Origin of the sequence: Granulicella mallensis, assembly GCF_014203225.1 — a bacterium.
Taxonomy (GTDB): Bacteria; Acidobacteriota; Terriglobia; order Terriglobales; family Acidobacteriaceae; genus Granulicella; species Granulicella mallensis_A.
In genome coordinates this window covers 271,828-291,739 of sequence record NZ_JACHIO010000004.1, presented here as the reverse complement: position 1 = coordinate 291,739, position 19,912 = coordinate 271,828, and the positions used below count along the sequence as shown (strand labels likewise).

At 55.6% G+C, this 19,912-nt stretch carries 12 protein-coding genes; 4 read left to right on the top strand and 8 right to left on the bottom strand.

Annotated features, from left to right (window positions below; genetic code table 11):
- Positions 1 to 61 precede the first annotated feature (61 nt).
- The 6 genes from HDF15_RS05935 to HDF15_RS05910 all read right to left on the bottom strand — a co-directional run bounded on the left by HDF15_RS05935 (position 62) and on the right by HDF15_RS05910 (position 11,195).
- On the bottom strand, positions 62 to 3,460 hold the full coding sequence (locus HDF15_RS05935; protein ID WP_260330864.1) for a TonB-dependent receptor: 3,399 nt from the start codon (positions 3,458 to 3,460) through the stop codon (positions 62 to 64).
- A 328-nt stretch (positions 3,461 to 3,788) separates the two neighbouring features.
- A complete protein-coding gene (locus HDF15_RS05930; RefSeq protein WP_184253683.1) occupies positions 3,789 to 5,918 on the bottom strand; it encodes a glycosyl hydrolase family 18 protein in 2,130 nt (709 codons plus the stop codon).
- A gap of 609 nt (positions 5,919 to 6,527) precedes the next feature.
- Positions 6,528 to 7,595, bottom strand: coding sequence for an ROK family protein (locus tag HDF15_RS05925; RefSeq protein WP_184253681.1), 1,068 nt, complete (start codon positions 7,593 to 7,595; stop codon positions 6,528 to 6,530).
- Positions 7,596 to 7,947: 352 nt separating this feature from the next.
- Positions 7,948 to 8,889, bottom strand: a complete 942-nt coding sequence (locus HDF15_RS05920) for an alpha/beta hydrolase (protein ID WP_184253679.1) — start codon at positions 8,887 to 8,889, stop codon at positions 7,948 to 7,950.
- A gap of 15 nt (positions 8,890 to 8,904) precedes the next feature.
- Positions 8,905 to 9,837: a carbohydrate kinase family protein gene (locus HDF15_RS05915; RefSeq protein WP_184253677.1), complete on the bottom strand. Its 933-nt coding sequence runs from the start codon at positions 9,835 to 9,837 to the stop codon at positions 8,905 to 8,907.
- Positions 9,834 to 11,195: an APC family permease gene (locus HDF15_RS05910; RefSeq protein WP_184253675.1), complete on the bottom strand. Its 1,362-nt coding sequence runs from the start codon at positions 11,193 to 11,195 to the stop codon at positions 9,834 to 9,836. The genes HDF15_RS05915 and HDF15_RS05910 overlap by 4 nt, the downstream gene beginning before the upstream one ends.
- Before the next feature lie 357 nt (positions 11,196 to 11,552).
- Here HDF15_RS05910 and HDF15_RS05905 point away from each other — a divergent pair, with 357 nt between their 5' ends.
- The 3 genes from HDF15_RS05905 (at position 11,553) to HDF15_RS05895 (ending at position 15,524) form a co-directional block, all read left to right on the top strand.
- Complete coding sequence (locus HDF15_RS05905) at positions 11,553 to 13,064, top strand: carboxypeptidase-like regulatory domain-containing protein (protein WP_184253673.1); 1,512 nt, start codon at positions 11,553 to 11,555, stop codon at positions 13,062 to 13,064.
- Entirely contained in the window at positions 13,057 to 15,075 is a 2,019-nt protein-coding gene (locus tag HDF15_RS05900) for a hypothetical protein (RefSeq protein ID WP_184253672.1), read from the top strand. Before HDF15_RS05905 ends, HDF15_RS05900 begins: the two co-directional genes overlap by 8 nt.
- 113 nt (positions 15,076 to 15,188) lie before the next feature.
- Entirely contained in the window at positions 15,189 to 15,524 is a 336-nt protein-coding gene (locus HDF15_RS05895; RefSeq protein WP_184253671.1) for a hypothetical protein, read from the top strand.
- A gap of 16 nt (positions 15,525 to 15,540) precedes the next feature.
- On the opposite strand, the gene HDF15_RS05890 is transcribed toward HDF15_RS05895, so the two are convergent.
- Together HDF15_RS05890 and HDF15_RS05885 are read right to left on the bottom strand one after the other, a co-directional pair.
- Positions 15,541 to 16,767, bottom strand: coding sequence for a DUF5009 domain-containing protein (locus tag HDF15_RS05890; RefSeq protein ID WP_184253670.1), 1,227 nt, complete (start codon positions 16,765 to 16,767; stop codon positions 15,541 to 15,543).
- Positions 16,764 to 17,942, bottom strand: a complete 1,179-nt coding sequence (locus HDF15_RS05885; protein ID WP_184253669.1) for a glycoside hydrolase family 18 protein — start codon at positions 17,940 to 17,942, stop codon at positions 16,764 to 16,766. Before HDF15_RS05885 ends, HDF15_RS05890 begins: the two co-directional genes overlap by 4 nt.
- A 117-nt stretch (positions 17,943 to 18,059) precedes the next feature.
- Here HDF15_RS05885 and HDF15_RS05880 point away from each other — a divergent pair, with 117 nt between their 5' ends.
- Complete coding sequence (locus HDF15_RS05880) at positions 18,060 to 19,910, top strand: glycoside hydrolase family 9 protein (RefSeq protein WP_184253668.1); 1,851 nt, start codon at positions 18,060 to 18,062, stop codon at positions 19,908 to 19,910.
- Positions 19,911 to 19,912: the final 2 nt, after the last annotated feature.

Here is a 19,912-nt window from a genome sequence, read left to right as displayed (position 1 = left end):
TGGTGACAAAGGAAGGCCGAAGCTTGCGCTCCGGCCTTGTCCTTGCTGTTTCGGTTAGAGGTTAGAAGTAGAGCTTTCCGCTGAACTGCATAATACGAGGCGAATGAGCGGCTGTGGCCTGTCCAAAGGTACCGTCCGCAATGCCCGTGTCTAGGGTTGAGAAGTTTGTGTGGTTGAAGACGTTGAAGGTTTCAGCGCGCATCTGAAGATTGGCTCGCTGGGTGATTTTGAAGTTTTTCAGCAAGCCCAGGTCAATCTTTTCCAGTCCTGGGCTCAGAAAGCCTCCTACTGGAGCAGTGCCGAAATGGCCTTGTGCCGGTATGAAAGAACTCGTTGTGAACCATTGAGCCTTTGTCTTGGTCAAGTGGACTGGAGCTATCTGATCGGGGCGAGGAAGAATATCTGCATTTGGATTTACCATTCCCAAACCGCCTGGATAGGGTCCCCCTGCATTGGTAGCCGCGCAGAGGGGAGTGATATTGCCTGCAGGGTTGTTATTGCTTGGAGCGGTGCAAGCGAAGGGATCGGTATTCTGAGAGAGTGTGGTGGACAGTCCGGATTGGAAATTGGTAATACCCGAAATCTCCCAGCCGCCCAATACGTGCCCAAGCAATCCGTGTTGCTCACGGAGGAAGGGTTCCTTATAGACGAAGTTGGCGATAAAGATCTGCGGTTCATTGATGGAAGAAGGTCCGTAGTCCAGTTTCGGATCATAGGTGTAGGTATTGGCTGTGCCGCGATCGTTGGCTTGATCCGACAGGTTCTTCGACCAAGTGTAGGCGATACCTAAGTTTAGGTCTCGCGACTTGTGAGTCAACTGTACCTGTAGCGAGTTGTAGTTGGAGGTGAAGACGGGAAGCCGGGTATGGAAATCCGAATACCCCAGATAGGGACGGATGTTGTTGAGAGGATCTAACGGATTTTCTTCACGGGTAGCTAGCGTGGGCATATTCAAATCCAGCTCTCCCAGCAAGTGGCGAGAGACTGAGCCCACATAGGCAATTTCCAGCACGGTCGTGGGGGCCAGTTGCTGCTGTAGTGAAAGGTTGAAATCGGTATACGAAGGAACCTTGAAGATGGGATCGCCTGTTGTTGTAAGAGCATTCGGTCCGAGAGCAGGTACCGCGGCACCAGTCCCCAAAGGATTATCAAATGACGTGTTGCTGATCGTCGTCGTCTGCACTAGCGGTGGATCGCTGAATGCGTTCTGTTCCCAGATGCCGTCCAGAGTGCGGTCGAAGAATATGCCGAACCCGCCGCGCAGAACAGTCTTCCCGTTCCCATAGAGATCGTAGGCAAAGCCTACGCGGGGCGCAAAGTTCCAGTTATTGTTTGGGTTCACGATGCCGCCATAGGGAGAGCAGGAGGCCTGAGAGGTGATGGCCTGAGCGGCTGCGCAGGCAGAGCCCGTGGGAAAGATCATTCCATTGGCATAATTTGCCGACGTGAAAGCCTGCCCGGCCACAAAGTTTCCATTGCCATCGAGAAGCGGCGCTTTCTTCGGGTCGTACACCGTCGGATCAAAGTTGGTGAGTGTATCGTTTACATCTCCGGGCGAAGGGAATCGTGTCCAGCGAAGGCCTAGATTCACATTCAAGTTGTGGGTCGCTTTCCAGTCGTCCTGGATATAGGCTTCCGTGTTCCAGAATTGAAGGTCCGGAACGATATCGCGGCTGCCCTGTGTGTACAGCGCCACATTGCCCAGCAGAAAATCTCCCCATGTATTGAATTGGAAGTTCGGATTTCCGCCACCACCGTTCTCGGTCTTCAACATCTGCTGGACTGTAACGCCGGCATGCAGCGTGTGATTGCCCAGGGTTGCCGTAAAGTTGTCAAAGATGTTGCGGTCCAGATTGCGTTCGTTGTATGGAGCATTGCCTTGCGACACGCCGGTAACCGAGGAGTCCAGCAGAGTCACGCCTGGAATACGTCCGTAGGGGTCGGGATAGGCCTGCTGGTTCGTCAGCGAGGCAAGGACGCTGGGTGAGTTTCCAGCGCCATTGAGTCCACCCTTGATGCCTCCCTGGGAGTATGCAAACTCGAGTTCGTTCACCATCTTTGGAGAGATCGTCCAAGTCAGGTTCCCCACGACGTTGTAGCCCGGAGCATTGATAGGCACATTCAAGACGCCTGGGTAGTTAGCGCCACCAAACAGGCCCGTAGGACTGTTGCTGGGAGCGGAATCTTCCATGCCGCGCGCAAAGAAATGCAGCCTGTCGCTGAAGTAATGGTCGATACGAACCAGGTCCTGGCGAAAGTTGTTCAAAACGGTGTAAGATGTAATGTTGCTTCCTTCAGCAAATCCAGTTTGAGCGTTGACCGTAGTGAAATTTGCCGGGAACTTGCTGATGATCTGCGACAGGTATACCTGGGCATTCTTACTGATGCAACTGGGATTGTTGATATTGATGGTGCCGACACCACCCGAACCGACACCGCCCTGCGCGGTGGGTGCGATGTAGGGCGTATAGCTGGTGACGCAGCCCGCGGGTGCATTCAGTGCAGTCGGTGAGAAAAATGTGCCACTTAATTCAGCCGCGGTCGCACCCGGTACATTGTTTGTTGTAGGTGTAGAGATCTTGCGCCATTCTTCCGACCAGAAGAAGAAGGTCTTATTCTTGCCTGTGTTGTAGGCATGCGGAATATAGAGCGGCCCGCCCAAAGTAAAGCCGTAATTATTGTAATGATCAGGCGAGCGAGGGAGACCGGTCAGATTGTTGAAGTAGGAGTTTGCATTGGTATTTTCCGTTCGCACAAATTCATAGACATCGCCATGGAACGAACTGGTGCCGGACCGGGTCGACACCAGAACCTGGCCGCCTCCGCTGCGTCCGAAGCTGGCATCGTAGGAGCTGCGTTCCAGCGTGAACTCCTGGATAGCATCGATGCTGGGGGTGTTAAGTAGCGTGGTGTTCGAGCCGCTGTCGTTGATATCCGCGCCATCGACCGACCAATTATTAGCGCCCGTACGTGCGCCGTTGACGGAGATCGTAGACGTACTGTTAAGGCTGCCAAAACCGGGCTGATCCGGCAGTTGGCTTACAACGCCTGGCTGTAGCGTAACCAACTGTTGAAAGTTGCGATTGACCAGCTCCAACTCGCGTACCTGGGTTCCAGAGATGGTTCCAGCCTGAGAGCTGCTTTCGGTGTCGACAGACACCGGGTGATCCTCGACCGTCACCGTCTGACTTTGTGATCCGGGCTTCAGTTGCACATTGATTGTGCGTTTTTGCGCCACATTCAGAACGACGTTACGGTCCGCAAATGTCTCGAAGTTTGGGTCCGTCACAGTAATCGTATAGGTGCCGGCAGGTAGGTTGCTGGCTGTGTAGTTTCCGGAGCTATTGGACTGGACTATACGAGGTTCTCCATTCACTCCGTTCTGAGTGATGGTGATACTGGCGTTCTGAATCACTGCACCGGTGCTGTCCGTTACCGTGCCTGAGAAAGTTCCTGCCAACTCCTGTCCACGCGTCAGCGGAGAGAACAAAAACAAAATCGTCATTAACAGAAGAAGTAGATAGGAGCGTTTTTTTGTGAAACTCGCTCTCTTCGCCGAAACGTTCGGAACGAACGCAACTTCTGTACAAAAAGCGGAACTAGCTTTGATCATGAGGCTCTCCATAAATATTGCTGCTCGCGGCGCAGGAGCGTGGTTTTCGAATTGCTCAGCTTTGTCTGTGGTTTAGTCCGACCTTCAGATCGCGATCTGTTGCGATCCGAAGGTCGAACTCGTTAGGAGCTATTTTCACCGGCCAGGACGACTTCTCCTGTACGGCACAACGTTCTTACGGGTTAAGGTCTGCTCCAAGGGCTTTGGTCAGGGATGAGCTGGTGTCGTCGTCTTTCAACGCCCAAACATAACCACCGCCCAGGCCATTGGCCTTGATGTAGTTCACCTTGCATTGCACCGACTCAGGATTGTCGTAGCTGAATGCCGTGTTGGTGGTTGGGTTATACATACGAACTACGCAGCGGGTAGCGTCGTAGCTGGAAGTGAATCCGTGATTCAACAGGTTCTCAATCGTCTGATAGGTTGCCAGACCGTCGGTCAGGATGTAGTCGCATCCTGCTGCCGGACTTCCCTGGTTATCACCTGTCGAGCAGTTTCCTACGCCGTTGAGGTTAGGAACCGGAGCTGTTCCGTTCGTAGTCAGAGCGCCAGTCGGATCTGTAACTCCGGTTGCGTTCTGGTACATGCCGCTGTTGGCTGAGGTCAGACCTCCCGCCCAGCCAGCACCATAGAGTGGGAAGCCCATGGTGTACTTGGCCGGCGCTGCGCCGTGAGCAAGATAGTACTGTACGGTGGATTGAATCGTCTCACCTGTTCCAAAAAGCGGGCTTGCAGCCTCGTCGAACAGCGGAGACGCGTCATTGGTGGCGCTTGAAAAGTCGCCGGAGTAGTTATAGCCGTCGACATTGATGTAGTCCAACACCGCGGACAGACCCGCGATATTGATCGTGTCATAACCGCCATCGTTGCCCGAGTCCGCAGCCGCGCCCGGTGTTGACGGACCAGCAGGCAAATCGGCGAGTAGCTGATAGGTCTTGCCGGTGGTTGTCGTCAACGTGTTCAGCTCGTTGCGGAATTCGGTCATCAACGCGGTGAAGTTGGCCGTATCGTTTGCGTTCGGGAACTCCCAATCGATGTCGAAGCCATCGAAGAGAGTGCCGGTGGAAACACCCGAGGCGATATTGCCCTGGATGAACATGTTGACGCACGAGCTGACAAACGCCTGGCGCTGAGCAGCCGTGCTGGATGCCTGGTCGAAGAGCTGATTGTAGGTGGGCGGATTCCATCCACCGATGGAGATCAACACCTTCAGGTTGGGATGGAGCTGCTTGAGTTGCGCGAGTGCGCCAAAGTTACCCTGCAGCGGAGCTACGGCGGGAGTAGCACCAGTTACCTGTGGGACGACCTTCTGGTAATCGGCATAGGAATCGGCAATTGCGCAAGTCACATTGCTGCCGTTCGCAGCAGGCTTGGCAAAAGCATAGATGAGATGCGTAAGAGCGTTGACTCCTCCACTGTTCTGTAGGTCCGCAACGTTCGAGTTGGCATAGTAGGTGCCCCACTCTTCAAACCACCCGCCAACAAACGACTGGCTGACGACGGCGGTTGTCGTTACCTTTACCGTGGCTCCAGTCGATGTGCCGGCGCTATCCTTGGCTACGACAGTGAAGGTATAGGCGGTCGAAGGCGTCAAGCCGCTCACGGTATCCGACGTTGTGGTTGGGGTTAAGGTCGAAGGTCCACCTGAGATGGAATAGCTGACAGTGCAGCCAGTAGGAGGCGTAACCGCGGTCCAGCTCAGATTGGTGGTGGAACCCGTCGTGCCAGAGGCCGTCAGGCCGGTGGGGGCACTCGGCGCGGTCGCGCAGGAGCTGGCCAGGGTCTTCACACTCACTGCCGAACTCGCGGCTGAGGTACCCGCAGCGTCCGAGGCTTCCACGGTGAAGCTGTAGGTTGTAGAGGGAGAGAGGCCCGTTACGGCATCGGAGTTTGTGCTTGGGGTCGCAATCGAAGCTCCACCTTGCAGCACTTTGTAGCTAACGGTGCAGCCTGTAGGAGCAGTAACCGCTCCCCAGCTCAGGCTTGTGCCGGAACTAGTCGTTGCAGAAGAAGCTAATCCAGTTGGTACAGCCGGCACCGTCGAACAGGTCGAGCTCGAACAGGCTCCTGTCGCGGTCCAGGGCTGACCCGTGGTCGGTCCGCCGCTGTTGGTTGCTGGACTGTTGCCTTGGGTCCACCAGTTGGCGACGTAGTTTTCGCCGCTCAGACTTGCTGTCATGCCTGCGGTGTAGATCGCCGTGGCGCTCCATGCTGGAGCGCATGCGGTCTGGGCTGAGGCGGCCCTGGGAAGTGATAGAACGAGTAAGCCACAAAACAGAAATAGGGAGATGATAGTGCGCTTCATTTGAATCTCCTTGAATTTTGGGGGCTAGATTCTCCACCCGTGGTTGAGAGTTTGGAAACTCGATGAGGGGCGTGCCAGATTGGTCTGGGTAAAACCTGAGAGCGAACTTGCGATCATGCTTTGAGCGGACAGGATGGGAGGGAGGATCGATGCAGCAACCTATAGTGCGGATAACAAACCAGCCAATAAGCACAGGCGGAAAGCGGTTCGACATCGTTACATTCGAAACCTCCATCGGTACGTCGATAGAACAGAATGAAATGCGAGCCTGAAAGAGAGTGAGCCGCAAAGGTTCTGCATACGACGTTCACTCGAAACGTGACGCGAAAGATTGGGTACAAAAGATACTTAGGAACGTATCATTAGAATCAAGGACGGTCAACAGTATTTTAACAATACCTTGTTCAGCATTGCCTGCATCTGTGTTTACGAAACAAATTTAAAAAAGGATACGGAGATATCTCCTGCTATCGCAAGATGTTGCAGGGATTGCAGGGTATTGACGCCTGTTGCAGCGCTGCCTGGCCGAACGTTTTATCGTCTGTCGAAACCAGGCAAAGCAAAACCAATCAGATAGAGGTTTACAGTCTGGATCTGTCAGCGATGGATCTAGTAGCGATATAGTTTCTGCTCAGAATCCCGCATGGCCATAGCCACGGCGCCCCATACGACGGCCGATTTTCCGAGGCTACTTGGCAACACCTCGGCGACCGCAATCTCACTTTTGCGCAGCATCTCCACCGTCGGCTCCAGTAATGCCGCATGGGCTCCCAGTTCGCCCCCGAATACAAAGAGACTGGGATTCAAGGTGAGAGCGAGATTGAGAACCACGTCTTTGAGCAGGCGGGCACGCTGCAGGACCAGTTTCTGTGCAGCCGAGTTGCCTTCCAGTGCGAGGTCCAGCACATCGCTTGCTTTGCGTACTTTGATCGCCGCGCCCGATTTGTTTCCGGCTGCATTCCAGCTTCTTAAAATACCGGGACCGCCTACCACCTGCTCAAGGCCGCCGAATTCATACAAAGAAGGTGGCATGCCCGAGACGTTGGGGATGCGGAGATAGCCAATTTCTCCAGCCGACCAACTCGATCCATGCACGATCTGGCCATTGACAAATATTCCCGCGCCGACACCCGATCCTACGGTGACGAAGATGAAACTTTCTTCCGATTGAGCAACACCGCGAAAGTGCTCCCCAATCGCCGCGAGATTGGTATCGTTCTCTACAAACAGGGCACACGAGAATTGCTTTTTCAGCATGTCCAGGAGAGGAAGATCTCTCCAGGCGTTTAAATTGCTAACGGAGATAACGACTCCATCGCGAACGTTGATAATTCCGGCTACGCCGACCGTCATGGCAAGTAACTTCTTCCAGGCCAGACTATGTCTCTGCATGATTGCTTTTAGCGAACCACGCAATATCTCGATCACAGCAATTGGATTGCGGGAGTCCTTTGGCAGAGATTCGTACTGTTCCTCGATGAGCGTGCCGTTCAGGTCAGTAACCAGAATACGAAGTGCGTCCGCAGTGATGTCGACTCCTGCAAGGCATCCATAGTCAGCTTTGAAGCGAAGATTGTCCGGCCGGCGGCCGCCGCTGGATGTACCTTCGCCAATCCATTCAATCAATCCGAGGTCGTTGAGATCGGAGACGACATTCGCAACCGTTGGAGCGCTCATGCCGGTTTCGCGAACAAGATCCGCACGCGAACAGTGGTCCAATTTCTTCAACAACATCAAAATTGTGCGCGCATTTGTCTGGCGCATTAATGCGGGACTGCCTATCAATATTCGACTCTTACTCATCCTGCTGCCTCGAACGATCCTAGAAAAATTCTAAAACTTCCGCCATCAGCTCTTATGGGTAATCTAGCTTATCTATTTCCGTTGAAGGAAACAAAAGCGAATGACAAACCTTGAACTGCCTTGATTGAACCTGGCAGTAGCAATCTTGTCTAACCAAAGATGCGGGCAGGGACATCCACGTAGGCCTACTCTGGAATGGAATTCCTACATAGTCTCATAAACTGTTTCATTTGGGGAGAAATACATTACGCAGGATGTCTACCTGCTCGTTTAACAGGCGCTTTGAGACCTCCGCAGAAGGAATACTGGCGAAACCATGAGGGATGGAGGGAACCAGGTGGAGTTCCACGGCTACTCCGGCCTCTGTCAGGCGCCGTGCGTAATGGAGGCCTTCATCTCGAAGGGGATCAAGGCCAGCGCAGAGTATGTACGCTGTGGGCAGGTCAGATAGATACTCAGCGCGTGCCGGAGCCGCGTAAGGCGAAACCTCCTGCACGTTTTGACCAAGGTACCAGCGCCACATGGCCTCTGCTTCGGGTCTCGCAAAGTCGGGAACATCGGTAAATTGATGCGCGGACGGTGTCTCGAGACGGTCATCCAGGGCAGGAATCAACAGCATCTGAAAGCAGATCCTGGGCCCCTTCCGGTCACGCGCGAGCAGCGCGGTGGCGGCGGCGAGATTCGCTCCCGCACTGGAGCCTCCTATGGCAAGGAGGTCGCGATCGAGATTCAGGTTCTCGCTCTCGTTCCAGAGAAACTCAAGTACGCGGTAGCAGTCTGTAAGTGCGGCGGGGAAGGGGGCTTCGGGAGCGAGCCGGTAAGCTACGCACACAACGGCACACTGCGCGTTGTGTGCATAATGGGCGCATTGCCGCTCCTCAGAGAAAAGGTCTCCGCAATAAAACCCACCCCCATGAAGGTAGAGCAGTACGGGCAGTGCGCCCTCTGCGGCTTTTGGGCGATAGATACGTATCGGGACCTGCTTTTCTTCGCTGTTGGAAGAGGGAACATCCAGGTCTTCTATCTCGAGATCTAACTCTGATGCCCACGACTTAGAACCCTGCCGTGCAGCAGCGAGTGCTTCACGCGCAACGTTTGCATCCCGGAGAACCTCCCTCGGGTGCTTGGCAAGCGATGCGAACGCAGGATCCATTGATAGGTTCGACATTCATTCTCCACGAGCTTAGAAGATAGATTTTTCCTGTACAAAGTCCCGCATCTCCTCACGGAAAGGCAGAGCGGTAAGAGCGCCGCGGGCACGGGTGGAGAGGGAGCCGCAGATGCAGGCCCTCCGCAGTTGCTCTTCGATATCGGCCCCGGATAACCAGGCATCGATAAAACCGGCGTCAAAAGCATCGCCCGCCCCGGTAGTATCAATCACTTGAACATCTGGCGGCACCATTGTGTACAGCTGGTCGTTCTGAAAAGTGACCGCTCCACGAGGTCCCAGTTTAATGACTGTGTGGTGCAGTCCCAAAGCGGCACAGGAACGTAGCATCTGTTCTGGTTTCTTGTGTCCGGTTAGCAATTGGGCTTCGCTCTCGTTCGGTAAAAATAGGTCGACCATGCGTAATATATCAAGGCTTCCAGGGCTCAGGAACCAATCCTTGCGCCACCCTGGGTCGATCGACAGGGTGCAGCCGGCGGTACGCAGAGAAGGCAATAATACTTTTGCATGTTCAACTTCGAGCGGCATGGCGAAATGAACGTGCTGAGCCATGGAAAGAGCAGCGATCGTTTCAGGCAGAGCTACATATTTTTCCAGAATTCGATTGGCGCCGGCATAGCTCAAAAAGCTGCGGTCCGAGGTCGTCGACATGCTTACAGTGAGTGCATTTGGGAGCTCAGAGGAGGCAGCGTGCTCAGCATGCACTCCAAACGAACTTAGTCTCAAGCGAAGCCATGCCTCTTCATCTTCCCCAAACACTCCGAAGATAGAGGAGTTGTGGCCAAGGCGAGCCAAGGCGCAGGCTGTGTTGACGGTGCCGCCCCCGGCCTCGCGGCGATACTGCTCTGCGAAGACCTCTTCCCCGGGCAGCGGGACGTGGTCAAAATCGGTAAAGATATGGTCTACATATACTTCGCCGACAACGGCGATATTCCAGCATTTAGTCATAAGGTTTCAAAAGGCCAGCTTTGTTCCTGGCGTGATTTATAGAGAAAAGCAGCTATTCCCGCGAGCGTGATGGCGAGAGCGAGAAGGATATTTCTTACGCCGCTGGAGGCCAGAATAAGGAGCCATCCTATAAAAGCGATGACTACCGGTAAGGGATAGAGCGGCATGCGAAAGGTGAGATTATTCTTGCCGGCATGACTCCTGCGCAATAAAACTACCGCGACGCACTGGGCAAGAAACTGGACCATCGTCTGGATAACGATGACCAGGCTGATGAGCGTACTAAGGCTGAGCAAGCAGGCGCAGGCGGAGAGAACGCCGAGGATCAGCAGCGAAGCATGCGGAAAGTTTTTCGTCGGGTGTTCCTTCGCAAAGATGCTGAAGAACTCTCCTTGCTTTGCAGCCGCAAAGGGAATGCGCGAGAAGCCGAGCAGGATGGCAAACACGGAGGCAAAGGCTGCGACCAGGATGAGCACATCCGCGATCCTGGCATACCTGACGTTGTAAACCGCCTGCATGTAGTCCGCTACGATCGCGCTGGAGTGCATGCTCTGTTGAACCGGGAGTACGCCGATGATGGCAAGGTTCATGGCGATGTAAAGAATAGCCACCAGGAAGATGGAACCGATGATCGAGTAGGGGATCGTGCGTTCGGGACGCTTCAATTCGCCCCCGATCAGGCAGACGTTATAGTAGCCGGCGTAATCGTAGACAGCGATCAGGGTCGCGGCGCCTACACCCTTCCAGAACGCGCCATCCATGACCGGATACCCGCCGCTGAACTGTTCTTTGAGGGCGAACGGAACGTGTGTCGCTCCACTCACGATGATCCAGATGATGGTTCCGATGACCAGTAACCAGAGCCCGATGGAGATGGCGCTGATCGTCGTGATCCTGCGATAGAGCAGGATCACATTGATGAGGCAGACCGCCATGGCGATGAGGGAAAGCCCCCCATCGTGGAGGGTCGGCCAGAGATATCGAAGGTACTGGGCAAAGCCCACGGCGCCCGAGGCAATCAGAAGAGGAGCGGTTAGCACAGACGACCAGAGAACAAGAAAGCTTGCCGCCTTGCCGTAGGTTTTCTCTCCGAAGGCATACCGGAGGTAAAAGTAAGGCCCTCCGGAGAAGGGCATGGCAGAACCGAGTTCCGCCCATACGAGGCCATCGCACAGCGAGATCACCGCACCCAGAACCCAGGCGAGCAGGACCTTCGAGCCATGTACAGCGATCAGGACGAGGGGGATGCTCAGGAACGGCCCCACCCCTATCATATTGAGCATGTTAGAGGTGCAGGCTCCGAAGAGCCCCATTTGGCGATCTGGACCTTCCTCTGCACCTGCTAGATTGACCTGCATGAGAGGCTCCGGATCACCATTGAATATAGACGAGTATCCCGCGATGCCGATTCTTTGTCAATAGTCGTTAATAAGCCTCTATGCCTTGCGAAGCCCCTGAGCTGCTTGAAGTGGCAATGCCAGCTTATTTTCGGGGTTTTAGCGGGGCCGTGGCGGCTGCACTCGCAAACAAAATGAGCAGTACGTCAAGATTCCGTTGACCGGGATACATGTTAACGATACGTTCATAAGTATCTTTCTGAGCCAGAACCCCGCGTATCCTCCTGGCGGGTGCCGTTCCTGCAGAGCCTTCACGGCTGATTCGTTCTGGACCATGCCTTTCATTGTCCTCTATCCCTGTATTCCTAGGAGATTCGAATGTCGCGAATGCTAAATCGCTTTCTGCCCATGCTTCTGGTTGGGTTTGTCATGAGCACCTTGTTCGTAACTCCGTTCCTTCCTCCTGCCTTGTTGGCTCAAGGCATTATTACGGGCTCACTCACCGGCTTTGTCTCCGACTCTTCCGGAGCTGCTGTGGTCAATGCGAGCGTTACAGCCGAGAACGAAAGTACCAAAGGCCTCTTCAAGACCGTTACCGGCTCTGATGGCACGTTTACGCTTCGCGACCTGCCGGTGGGTTCCTACACGGTGAGCATTGTGAACGAAGGCTTCAGCAAAGACACGATACAGCAGGCACTGGTCACGACCGGCAATACGACCTCGATCGGGAACGAGAAGCTGCAGCCCGGTTCGATGACAGAGACGGTGCAGGTAGCAGCCAGTTCAGCAGCTCTGCTCGATACGGTTTCATCGCAGGGGTCGGCGACGATTGAGGCAAAGGCGCTTCAGGAGCTTCCTGTCTATGGCGGATTCGACACCACGGCTTTGCTGTCGCCAGGGATCGTTTCGACTCATGGCAATGGGCAGGCGCAGTCGAACGGAACGGATTATTCCTCGAATGGCCTGCGTTCGCGGTCCAATAACTCCGAGCTCGATGGACAGGCGAACAACGATCTCCTGATTACCGGCCCGCAGATCTACTTCTCCAACCAGGACGCGCTGCAGGAAATACAAGTGATCTCCAATAACTTCAGCGCGCAGTATGGGCGCAATGCGGGCAGCATCGTGAACTACGTTACGAGGAGTGGCGCCAACGAGTTTCACGGGTCAGGCTTCGAGTTCTATACCGGAACCTGGCTGTCGTCGCTAACGCAGGGCCAAAAGGGGCCCCAGTTTGGTTATTGCACGCCGGGGGAAGATGTATCGTCCGGCTGCACACGGCCTGCGGTACCGGGTTTCGTTCAGAATGCTTTTGGTGGAACTCTCGGTGGTCCGGTCCTCAAGGACAAGCTTTTCTTCTTTGGCAGTACCTACTGGGTAAGAACCTTTCAGGGAGCAACGCGATATACCAGCGCGGGTACGCTCTTTCCTGACGCTGCAGGCCTGGCGCAACTACAGCAGAGTTTCCCAAACAATCCCGGAACGGATGAACTGGTGAAGCAGGGCCCATTCGCTTATGCAGCAGGACATCCAACCTCGTTCGGTCCAACCTCCTCGGTCCTTGTTACCGATGGCAATACAACCCAGGCGATTGAGATGGCCCAGGTCGCGCGCAACGTGGCGAACATTGATCTCGATCAGGAACACATGGGGCGCCTGGACTTCCAGCCAACGGAAAGGGACCACTTCTATCTGCGCTACATCTACCAGGACACCCCACTCATTGCTTACTTCGGTAACCTGGTGGCGGGCAGCAGTGTCAACGTTCAAAGTTCTACGCATTCGGTCGGCGCTGACTGGACTCATACCTTCTCGCCGCGCTGGGTCGACCAGATTCGTTATTCTTTTCAGCAAGCCAGGCTTGGGTTTGAAGGGTGGTGGAGTGCCTGATTGTACGATCGGCAATCTGGGCGCCTGCCCGTCGAGCGTAAGCTTTGGAAGCTCGTTTCTCCAGTTAGGCTATCCGGCAGGCTACCCCACGGGGCGTATTACCAAGGTGACCCAGGTGCAGAACAACGCGACGGGATCTATCGGCCGCCACAGCATCAGCTTCGGTGGCGAATTCGATTACCAGAACAATCCCAATATCAATCTGCCGAACGGCGCGGGTGTCTTCAACTTCACACCGGGCCCTTCGGGCTTCCCGCTTCGCAACACGTCGTCAGGAGCGGACACCTACAATGGATACACAGCGCTGCTGGAGGGAGTCTCGTTTACTTCGCTGACTGCCGGCAATGCTACGACACACTTTGAAGCGCCTAACGTATTCCTCTATATTCAGGACGATATCAAGGCCACGCCGAACCTTACTTTGAACGTCGGTCTTCGTTATGAGTACTTTGGACAGGCGGTAAACGCGCTGCACAAAGAGACGGTGGCTCAGCAGACAGGCGCAAATCCCTTCTGGAATACCTCACTGCCGCTCTCCGCGACTACTTTCCCCCATATTGATAACTACTGGAAGAACATCGAGCCGCGGCTTGGATTTTCTTTCAATCCCGACATGGATAAAGGGTTAGTGATACGGGGTGGATTTTCGATCAACGCCGATCCCCCCTTCAACGAGATATTTCTTACGGCTGCCTCAGGAAGCCCCGTCGTCAACTCCGGTACGTTTAACTGCGATGGACAGACTGTCAATTGTTTGCCTCATGGCGGATTCACCTACGCGGCCGTACATGCGCTCGACGACCCACTGATTCCATCGGGTGGAGATCCAAGATTCAATCCCGAGCAGGATGTGCCGACCAGCTTTCGTCCCGCTTCTGTAGAGACCTGGACACTCGGCATTCAACACCAGGTCGGGAAAGAGAGCGCTGTTGAGATACGCTATGTCGGCAATCATGTAACTCATGAGTTCCAGAGAATTAATTCAAATCCCTACCTGGGCAGTGCCTCTCCCTGTACTGATCCTGCTTCGGCGGGATACCTGCGTTTGGACTGCACGCACTCCTTACGCAGCACGGTGGCGAATACGGCGTTCTCACAGTACAACGGCCTGCAGACTTCCTTCACAACCAGGTCGCTTCATCATTGGAGTGGCTCGGTTGCCTATGCCTATAGCCGCGCGATCGATAACACGAGCGAGATCGATAGCACCTTCGCCGGCGGTACGACAATCGCCTACGCTCAGAATCCCCTGGATATTTCGACAGGTGAACGCGGGGTAAACGGGCAGTCTTATACGCATTCGCTCGCTGCCAAGGTTACTTTCACCTCTCCGTTCTTCAAGGAAGAGACAGGGATTCTGGGCAGGTTACTTGGCGGATATCGGGCTAATGCTTTCTATACCTACAACAGCGGTCAGCCCTTTACTCCATTTCAAAGCGTCGCCGCACAATCGTTAAATGTGAATCAGAATGATCCCAAGAGCTACAGCAGCAACTGTGACTCGGTGTTCAGCAGTTATTTCAACTCCGGCAATGATGTATGCCGGCCAGTTCTTTCGAATCCGAAGGCGCCCCTCGGATCGGTTGGCATCAACACGGGGCATGGTTATATGGACTATGCCGTAAAGGGGAAATATATCTCTCGCAGCGATGTTCACTGGATCTACAACAACCAGTACGAGGCCGAGGCACTTGGCAACCCGTATCCGGGAGTAGGACGGAATACGCTTCGCGGTGCTGCGTGGAACTCGGTGGATGCGAGCATCTATAAGGACATCCGGCTAAAAGGAAAAGTTACCCTCCAGTTGCAGATCACCGCGTTCAATGCCTTGAATCGCGCCTATTTTGCAACTCCGGATGGATATCTTGAGGATGTTCTGAAGTCGCCGCAGCCTGGATTTCTGAATCACTATTACAGTTCCGGCTCAACGGCAACGTTCGCTGCGAATGGCGCCATCGTGCCGCCGCCGGGAAATCGAAATATCCAGCTGGGAGGCGAACTCCGTTTCTAAGTGGAGTTCATCTTCGTCAACCGTTGCGGAGGCATCATCGCTGATGCCTCTGCTACGGTAAGTTGTCCGCAGTGTTTGAGGGAGCGTAAACTGAGGGGCGCGAGGAGGCCAGCATGCTGTTGAAAGAGGTGGCCAAGCCGATCTCCTTGATGTTGTGCCTACTCTCCCTGTGTGCTGTCTTCCATACGGCCTTCCTGGGGCCGCCAAGCGGACTTCACGAGAGAATCTGGGACTCTCTTGAGTTGCTGGCGCTGTCCGGTGGAATTGCCCTGGCAAGCGGACTAATCTTCGGCGAATCGACCCAGAAGCCCCAGGCAGGTAACGCGAGGCTTGCGTCCACCTTGCCTATGCAGTTGTTCTGGTGGGCTTCAGGATTGATGTTCCTTCTCTTCGTTGGCTCCTGGTACCTGGAGACCTACTGCATCTTCTATCGGAACGTTCATTTCTGATCTGTGAAATTGTTGCCTAAAGCTGAAGCCTGACCCGCATCCGCAGCAGAACTCCCGCAATCGCCAGCATGAGAGCCGTAAAGATCGCTGAGCGCAGAGCTCCGGGCAAGCCCGAGTTGAGGTGAAGCTCAAACCACTTGAAGCCAAGCAGTGCGGTAAGGAAGTACCATACATCCGGCAGCAGGTAGGTAAGCAGCGTGTTCGCTCCGGCGGGGTGTACGAAGGCTGCCCAGGAGGTTTGCCTCTTCACATCGCACAGCCAGAAGAGGGCAGTGAACAGCAGCACAGCCGCGCCCACGCTGTAGAGTCCCCAGGTCGGTGTGTCGCGAATCTTGGAGATGCCGAGCGGCGTCAGGAAGTACCCCGCGATAAGAGACGCAATGCCGAAGGCCGACCCCAGCAGGAGCTTATTGCGCAGCGTCTGCCAGCGCTCTTCGCCGATGAAGACGACTGATGTGACGATACCGGCCATCGTGACGAAGGCCATCGTGCCGTCGCCGAAGGGCCACACGTAGAGTGGGAAGCTGTGCTCAAAGACGATGATCTTTGCGCTGCAGAGGCTGCTGAAGGCCACCAGTACGATGAACCACGCGAGAGAGGCCCACGGCCAACGGCGCGTTGGAATGTAAAGGAGTGACACGGCGAAGTAGGTGCATCCGATGAGACCGAGAATCTCCAGATAGGAAAAGCTAAGCCAGGCGACGTGGCCGTCGTGCGTGACGCGGCGGAAGATCGCGAACATGACAAGCGCCAGCGCAAGACCGCCCAGGCGCAGCCACTTGTGCAGATTTGCATGGCGGCCATTGCTGGGATAGACACTGAGAAAGAGCGCCATCCCAAGAAGCGCAAGCAGAGTCCAGGCATAGGGAGACATGTGCATCAGCGCGGCGCTGCCCTTGCCGGCATTGGCGAGGATCACTCCCAGGGCAACCAGACTGACGGAGCGGATGAGCACATGCAGCCAGAGCTGGGGCATGGATGGGTTCTTCTTCAGCCGCTGCTGGATAGCGAGCGGCATGGAGAGCCCAATGATGAAGAGAAAGAACGGGAAGACCATGTCGACATAGGTCATCACGTCGATATTGGCCTTCGCGTGATGCGTCCACCAGGGCAGACCCTGGACGCCATCGAGATCGTTGACGAAGATCATGACGGCCATGGTGAGGCCGCGGAAGATATCGATCGAGGCCACGCGTGTTGCGCGAGGAGCTTCGCTTACAAATACCGGTTGAGCAGTGGTCATTGCGCTTTATCCGCTGTGGGTTGGGTTAAACCTGTGTGGACAGTATCGAGCAGTGTTCCCGAGGGATCGCCATCGTAGTCCCAGAACATAATGCCGCCCAGGTGTTGGTCCGTCACATAGCGCGCCTTCAACGCGAGCGATTCGGTGTCTTCATAGGACACGAAGATCTTCTGGCTTGGGCTGTAGAGGTAGGGCACCGATGCGGCCTTATCCCAGTAGCGGTCGAAGCCGTTGTTCAGCAACGTTGTCGAGACGATGCTGTACTGTGTGTAGCCTTGCGGCAGCGGAGTTCCGGCCTGAAAGAGGCCATGCTGCACGTCGGCGACATCGCCCCACCGATGTCCATAGAAGGGAACGCCGAGGACGATCTTCTCCGCCGGCACGCCCGCCTGCTCGAACTCGTGGACGGAGCGGTCGGCGGAGATCTTTTGCGGATCGTTCGGATCTGTGAAGAGCGGCGCATGATTGCCTGTCGTCTTCTCTGACCCGTAATAGTCATAAGCCATAAGGTTGACGGTGTCGATATACTGCTGCACCTTGTCCATTTCGGTGTTCATGATGTAACCCGATGAGGCCCCAGCGGCGATCGTGAGATAGAGCTGCCGATGCAGCTTGCGCTCCTGATGCTTGAAACTCGCGCGTAGTTCTTTCAGCAGCAGTGTGAAGTTGTGCGTGTCTTCCGGCCGAAAGTGATTCGTAGACCCCGCCATGCCGGGATACTCCCAGTCAATGTCCAGGCCGTCGAGCTGGTGATGCTCAACATAATCGGTCACGCTGGCGATGAATTCACGACGGGAGGCCTTGGTGAGAACCATGTCGGAGAAGCTGTCGGACCACTCCCAACCGCCGACGGAGACGAGCACCGTAAGTGAAGGATTCTGCTGTTTCAGCGCTACCAGATCCGCCAGATTCTGGTCGTCGTTCTTGAAGCCGTTGACGATCCGGCCGCCCCGGATATTCGCAAAGGCATAGTTGATGCGCGTGAGCTTATTGACGGCAATCTCGTTCGGCTGCAGGGTGCGGTCCTTGAGAAAGACGTAAGCGACGATGGCTTTTTGCGGAGGAACCTTCGGTTCCGCGATGGCGTGGAAGCCATTAAGCAGGGTCAGCGCGCCCAGAACCGTCAGGCGTAGCGGAGACCAGAAGCGTGGGACATCGCGGCGTCTTTCATTCATAGACAAGCGTTTGCTCCCTTAGTTATGTTCGTTAAGCAAGTTCAGTATAAAGTCATACCATCATTGTCGATAATCGCTGCGCATGTCGAGAGGAATCTGCTGATTGTGAGAGAGCGCATGAAGATGGATCGTTATGGCGTCAAGTTATTCGTGGGCTGCTGCCTGTTTTCGTTCGCTCTGGCGGGTACCGCCCAAGCGCAGGTCCAGCCGCGGGTGCTGGTAGACCAGGTCGGCTACGAGACCGCCTCGGTCAAACAGGCGTTAATCCTCGGTACGGAGCAGGATCACCCACGGCAGTTCTCACTGGTGGATGCTGCGACAGGCAAGACGGTGCTGACGGCAGACCTGACGCCCAGCGGGGAAGTCGGCCACTGGGGAGGCCGGGTGTTCTGGACGGCTGACTTCTCCGCGTGGCATACGACCGGGCACTACGAGGTCCGGACGAAGACCGCGGCAGGTGAGGTAAGTTCTTGCCCCTTTGCGATTGAGGACAACCTCCTGGAGCGCGAGACGCTCTCGAATGTCGTGTACTACTTCAAGGGGCAGCGTTCCAGCGGCCTGTTCGACAAGGCGGATCGGCACCTGAAGGTTCCGGGCGGTTCCGGGTTCGTCGATCTTCATGGTGGCTGGTACGACGCGACCGGTGACTACGGCATCCATCTCTCGCACCAGAACCTGACGTCGTACTTCAATCCGCAGCAGGTGCCGCTGGTGGCCTGGACACTGTTGAAGAGCTACCTCGTGCTGCAGGCACGGCACGACGATAACTTCAGCGAATACGAACGGCGGCTGCTGGATGAAGGCTTGTTCGGAGCCGATTACCTGGTGCGGATCAAGCGGCCGGACGGCTCGTTCTACGAGAGCATCACTGAGCCGGGCAAAGAGAAGCTGGCGAAGGATCGGGAGATTGGAAATCCGAACTGGCGGACGCAGATCAAGAAGAACGCCTCGGACTCTACCGAGCAGATCCAGACCGCCAACGGCCCGCATGCCTACGAGGCGAGCTTCCGGGCCGGTGGGGGCATGTCGATCGCTGCTTTGGCGCTCGCCAGCACCATGCCTGAGGAAGGCGACATCTCCCGCACCGAGTATCTGAAGACAGCGGAGAGCGCGTTCGAGTTTCTATCCGCGCACAATCGGGAGCTGTTGAACGATGGCAAAGAGAACATCCTCGACGACTACTGCGCGCTCATGGCGGCTACCGAGCTCTATCGTGCGACGAAGCTGCCGAAGTATCAAGCTGCTGCCGATGGCCGTGCCGAACGGCTGATGGGCCGGCTCACAACGATAGCGGGATATCAGGACCCGTGGCGTGCCGATGAGGGGTCGCGTCCGTTCTTTCATCCGTCCGATGCCGGGCTGCCTGTAGTGAGCCTTCTGGAGTATGCCGAGACCGCGTCTCCTGCGATGCAGCAGAAGGTCTACGCGGCGGTAAAGCGGTCGTTGCACTTCGAGCTGAGTATCACCGCGGAGAAGAACAATCCGTTCGGCTATGCGCGGCAACTGGTGCGCATGGGCGATGGCAAGGTGCGCAGCGCGTACTTCTTCCCACACGATACGGAGGCCGCTCCTTGGTGGCAGGGCGAGAACGCGCGGCTGGCCTCCCTCGCCGCTGCCGCACGCATGGCTGCGCCGTTTTACGCGGACGATCCTGGCTTTCAGAAGCAACTGCAGGACTACGCATGGAATCAACTGCACTGGATCGAAGGCCGGAACCCATTCGATGTGAGCATGCTGATAGGCAGTGGCCATGGCGATACCGCGTATATGTTCTTCAAGTCCTATAAGTACACAAGCGCTCCCGGGGCGGTCATTAACGGCGTCACGTCAGCGACGAACGATGAAGACGGCATCGCCTTCAACGAAGGCTTCGCTGTGACCGGCAAGGACGAAGACTGGCGCTGGACAGAGCAATGGCTGCCGCATGCGGCCTGGTATCTGTATGCGGTAAGCCTGCCCCATCCGTAAGG

What these genes read in the sequence shown, in the direction of transcription:
- HDF15_RS05930 (WP_184253683.1), bottom strand. Translation starts at nt 5,918, where the DNA reads ATGAAGCGCACTATCATCTCCCTATTTCTGTTTTGTGGCTTACTCGTT.
- HDF15_RS05925 (WP_184253681.1), bottom strand. Translation starts at nt 7,595, where the DNA reads ATGAGCGCTCCAACGGTTGCGAATGTCGTCTCCGATCTCAACGACCTC.
- HDF15_RS05920 (WP_184253679.1), bottom strand. Translation starts at nt 8,889, where the DNA reads ATGTCGAACCTATCAATGGATCCTGCGTTCGCATCGCTTGCCAAGCAC.
- HDF15_RS05915 (WP_184253677.1), bottom strand. Translation starts at nt 9,837, where the DNA reads ATGACTAAATGCTGGAATATCGCCGTTGTCGGCGAAGTATATGTAGAC.
- HDF15_RS05910 (WP_184253675.1), bottom strand. Translation starts at nt 11,195, where the DNA reads ATGCAGGTCAATCTAGCAGGTGCAGAGGAAGGTCCAGATCGCCAAATG.
- HDF15_RS05905 (WP_184253673.1), top strand. Translation starts at nt 11,553, where the DNA reads ATGTCGCGAATGCTAAATCGCTTTCTGCCCATGCTTCTGGTTGGGTTT.
- HDF15_RS05895 (WP_184253671.1), top strand. Translation starts at nt 15,189, where the DNA reads ATGCTGTTGAAAGAGGTGGCCAAGCCGATCTCCTTGATGTTGTGCCTA.
- HDF15_RS05890 (WP_184253670.1), bottom strand. Translation starts at nt 16,767, where the DNA reads ATGACCACTGCTCAACCGGTATTTGTAAGCGAAGCTCCTCGCGCAACA.
- HDF15_RS05885 (WP_184253669.1), bottom strand. Translation starts at nt 17,942, where the DNA reads ATGAATGAAAGACGCCGCGATGTCCCACGCTTCTGGTCTCCGCTACGC.
- HDF15_RS05880 (WP_184253668.1), top strand. Translation starts at nt 18,060, where the DNA reads ATGAAGATGGATCGTTATGGCGTCAAGTTATTCGTGGGCTGCTGCCTG.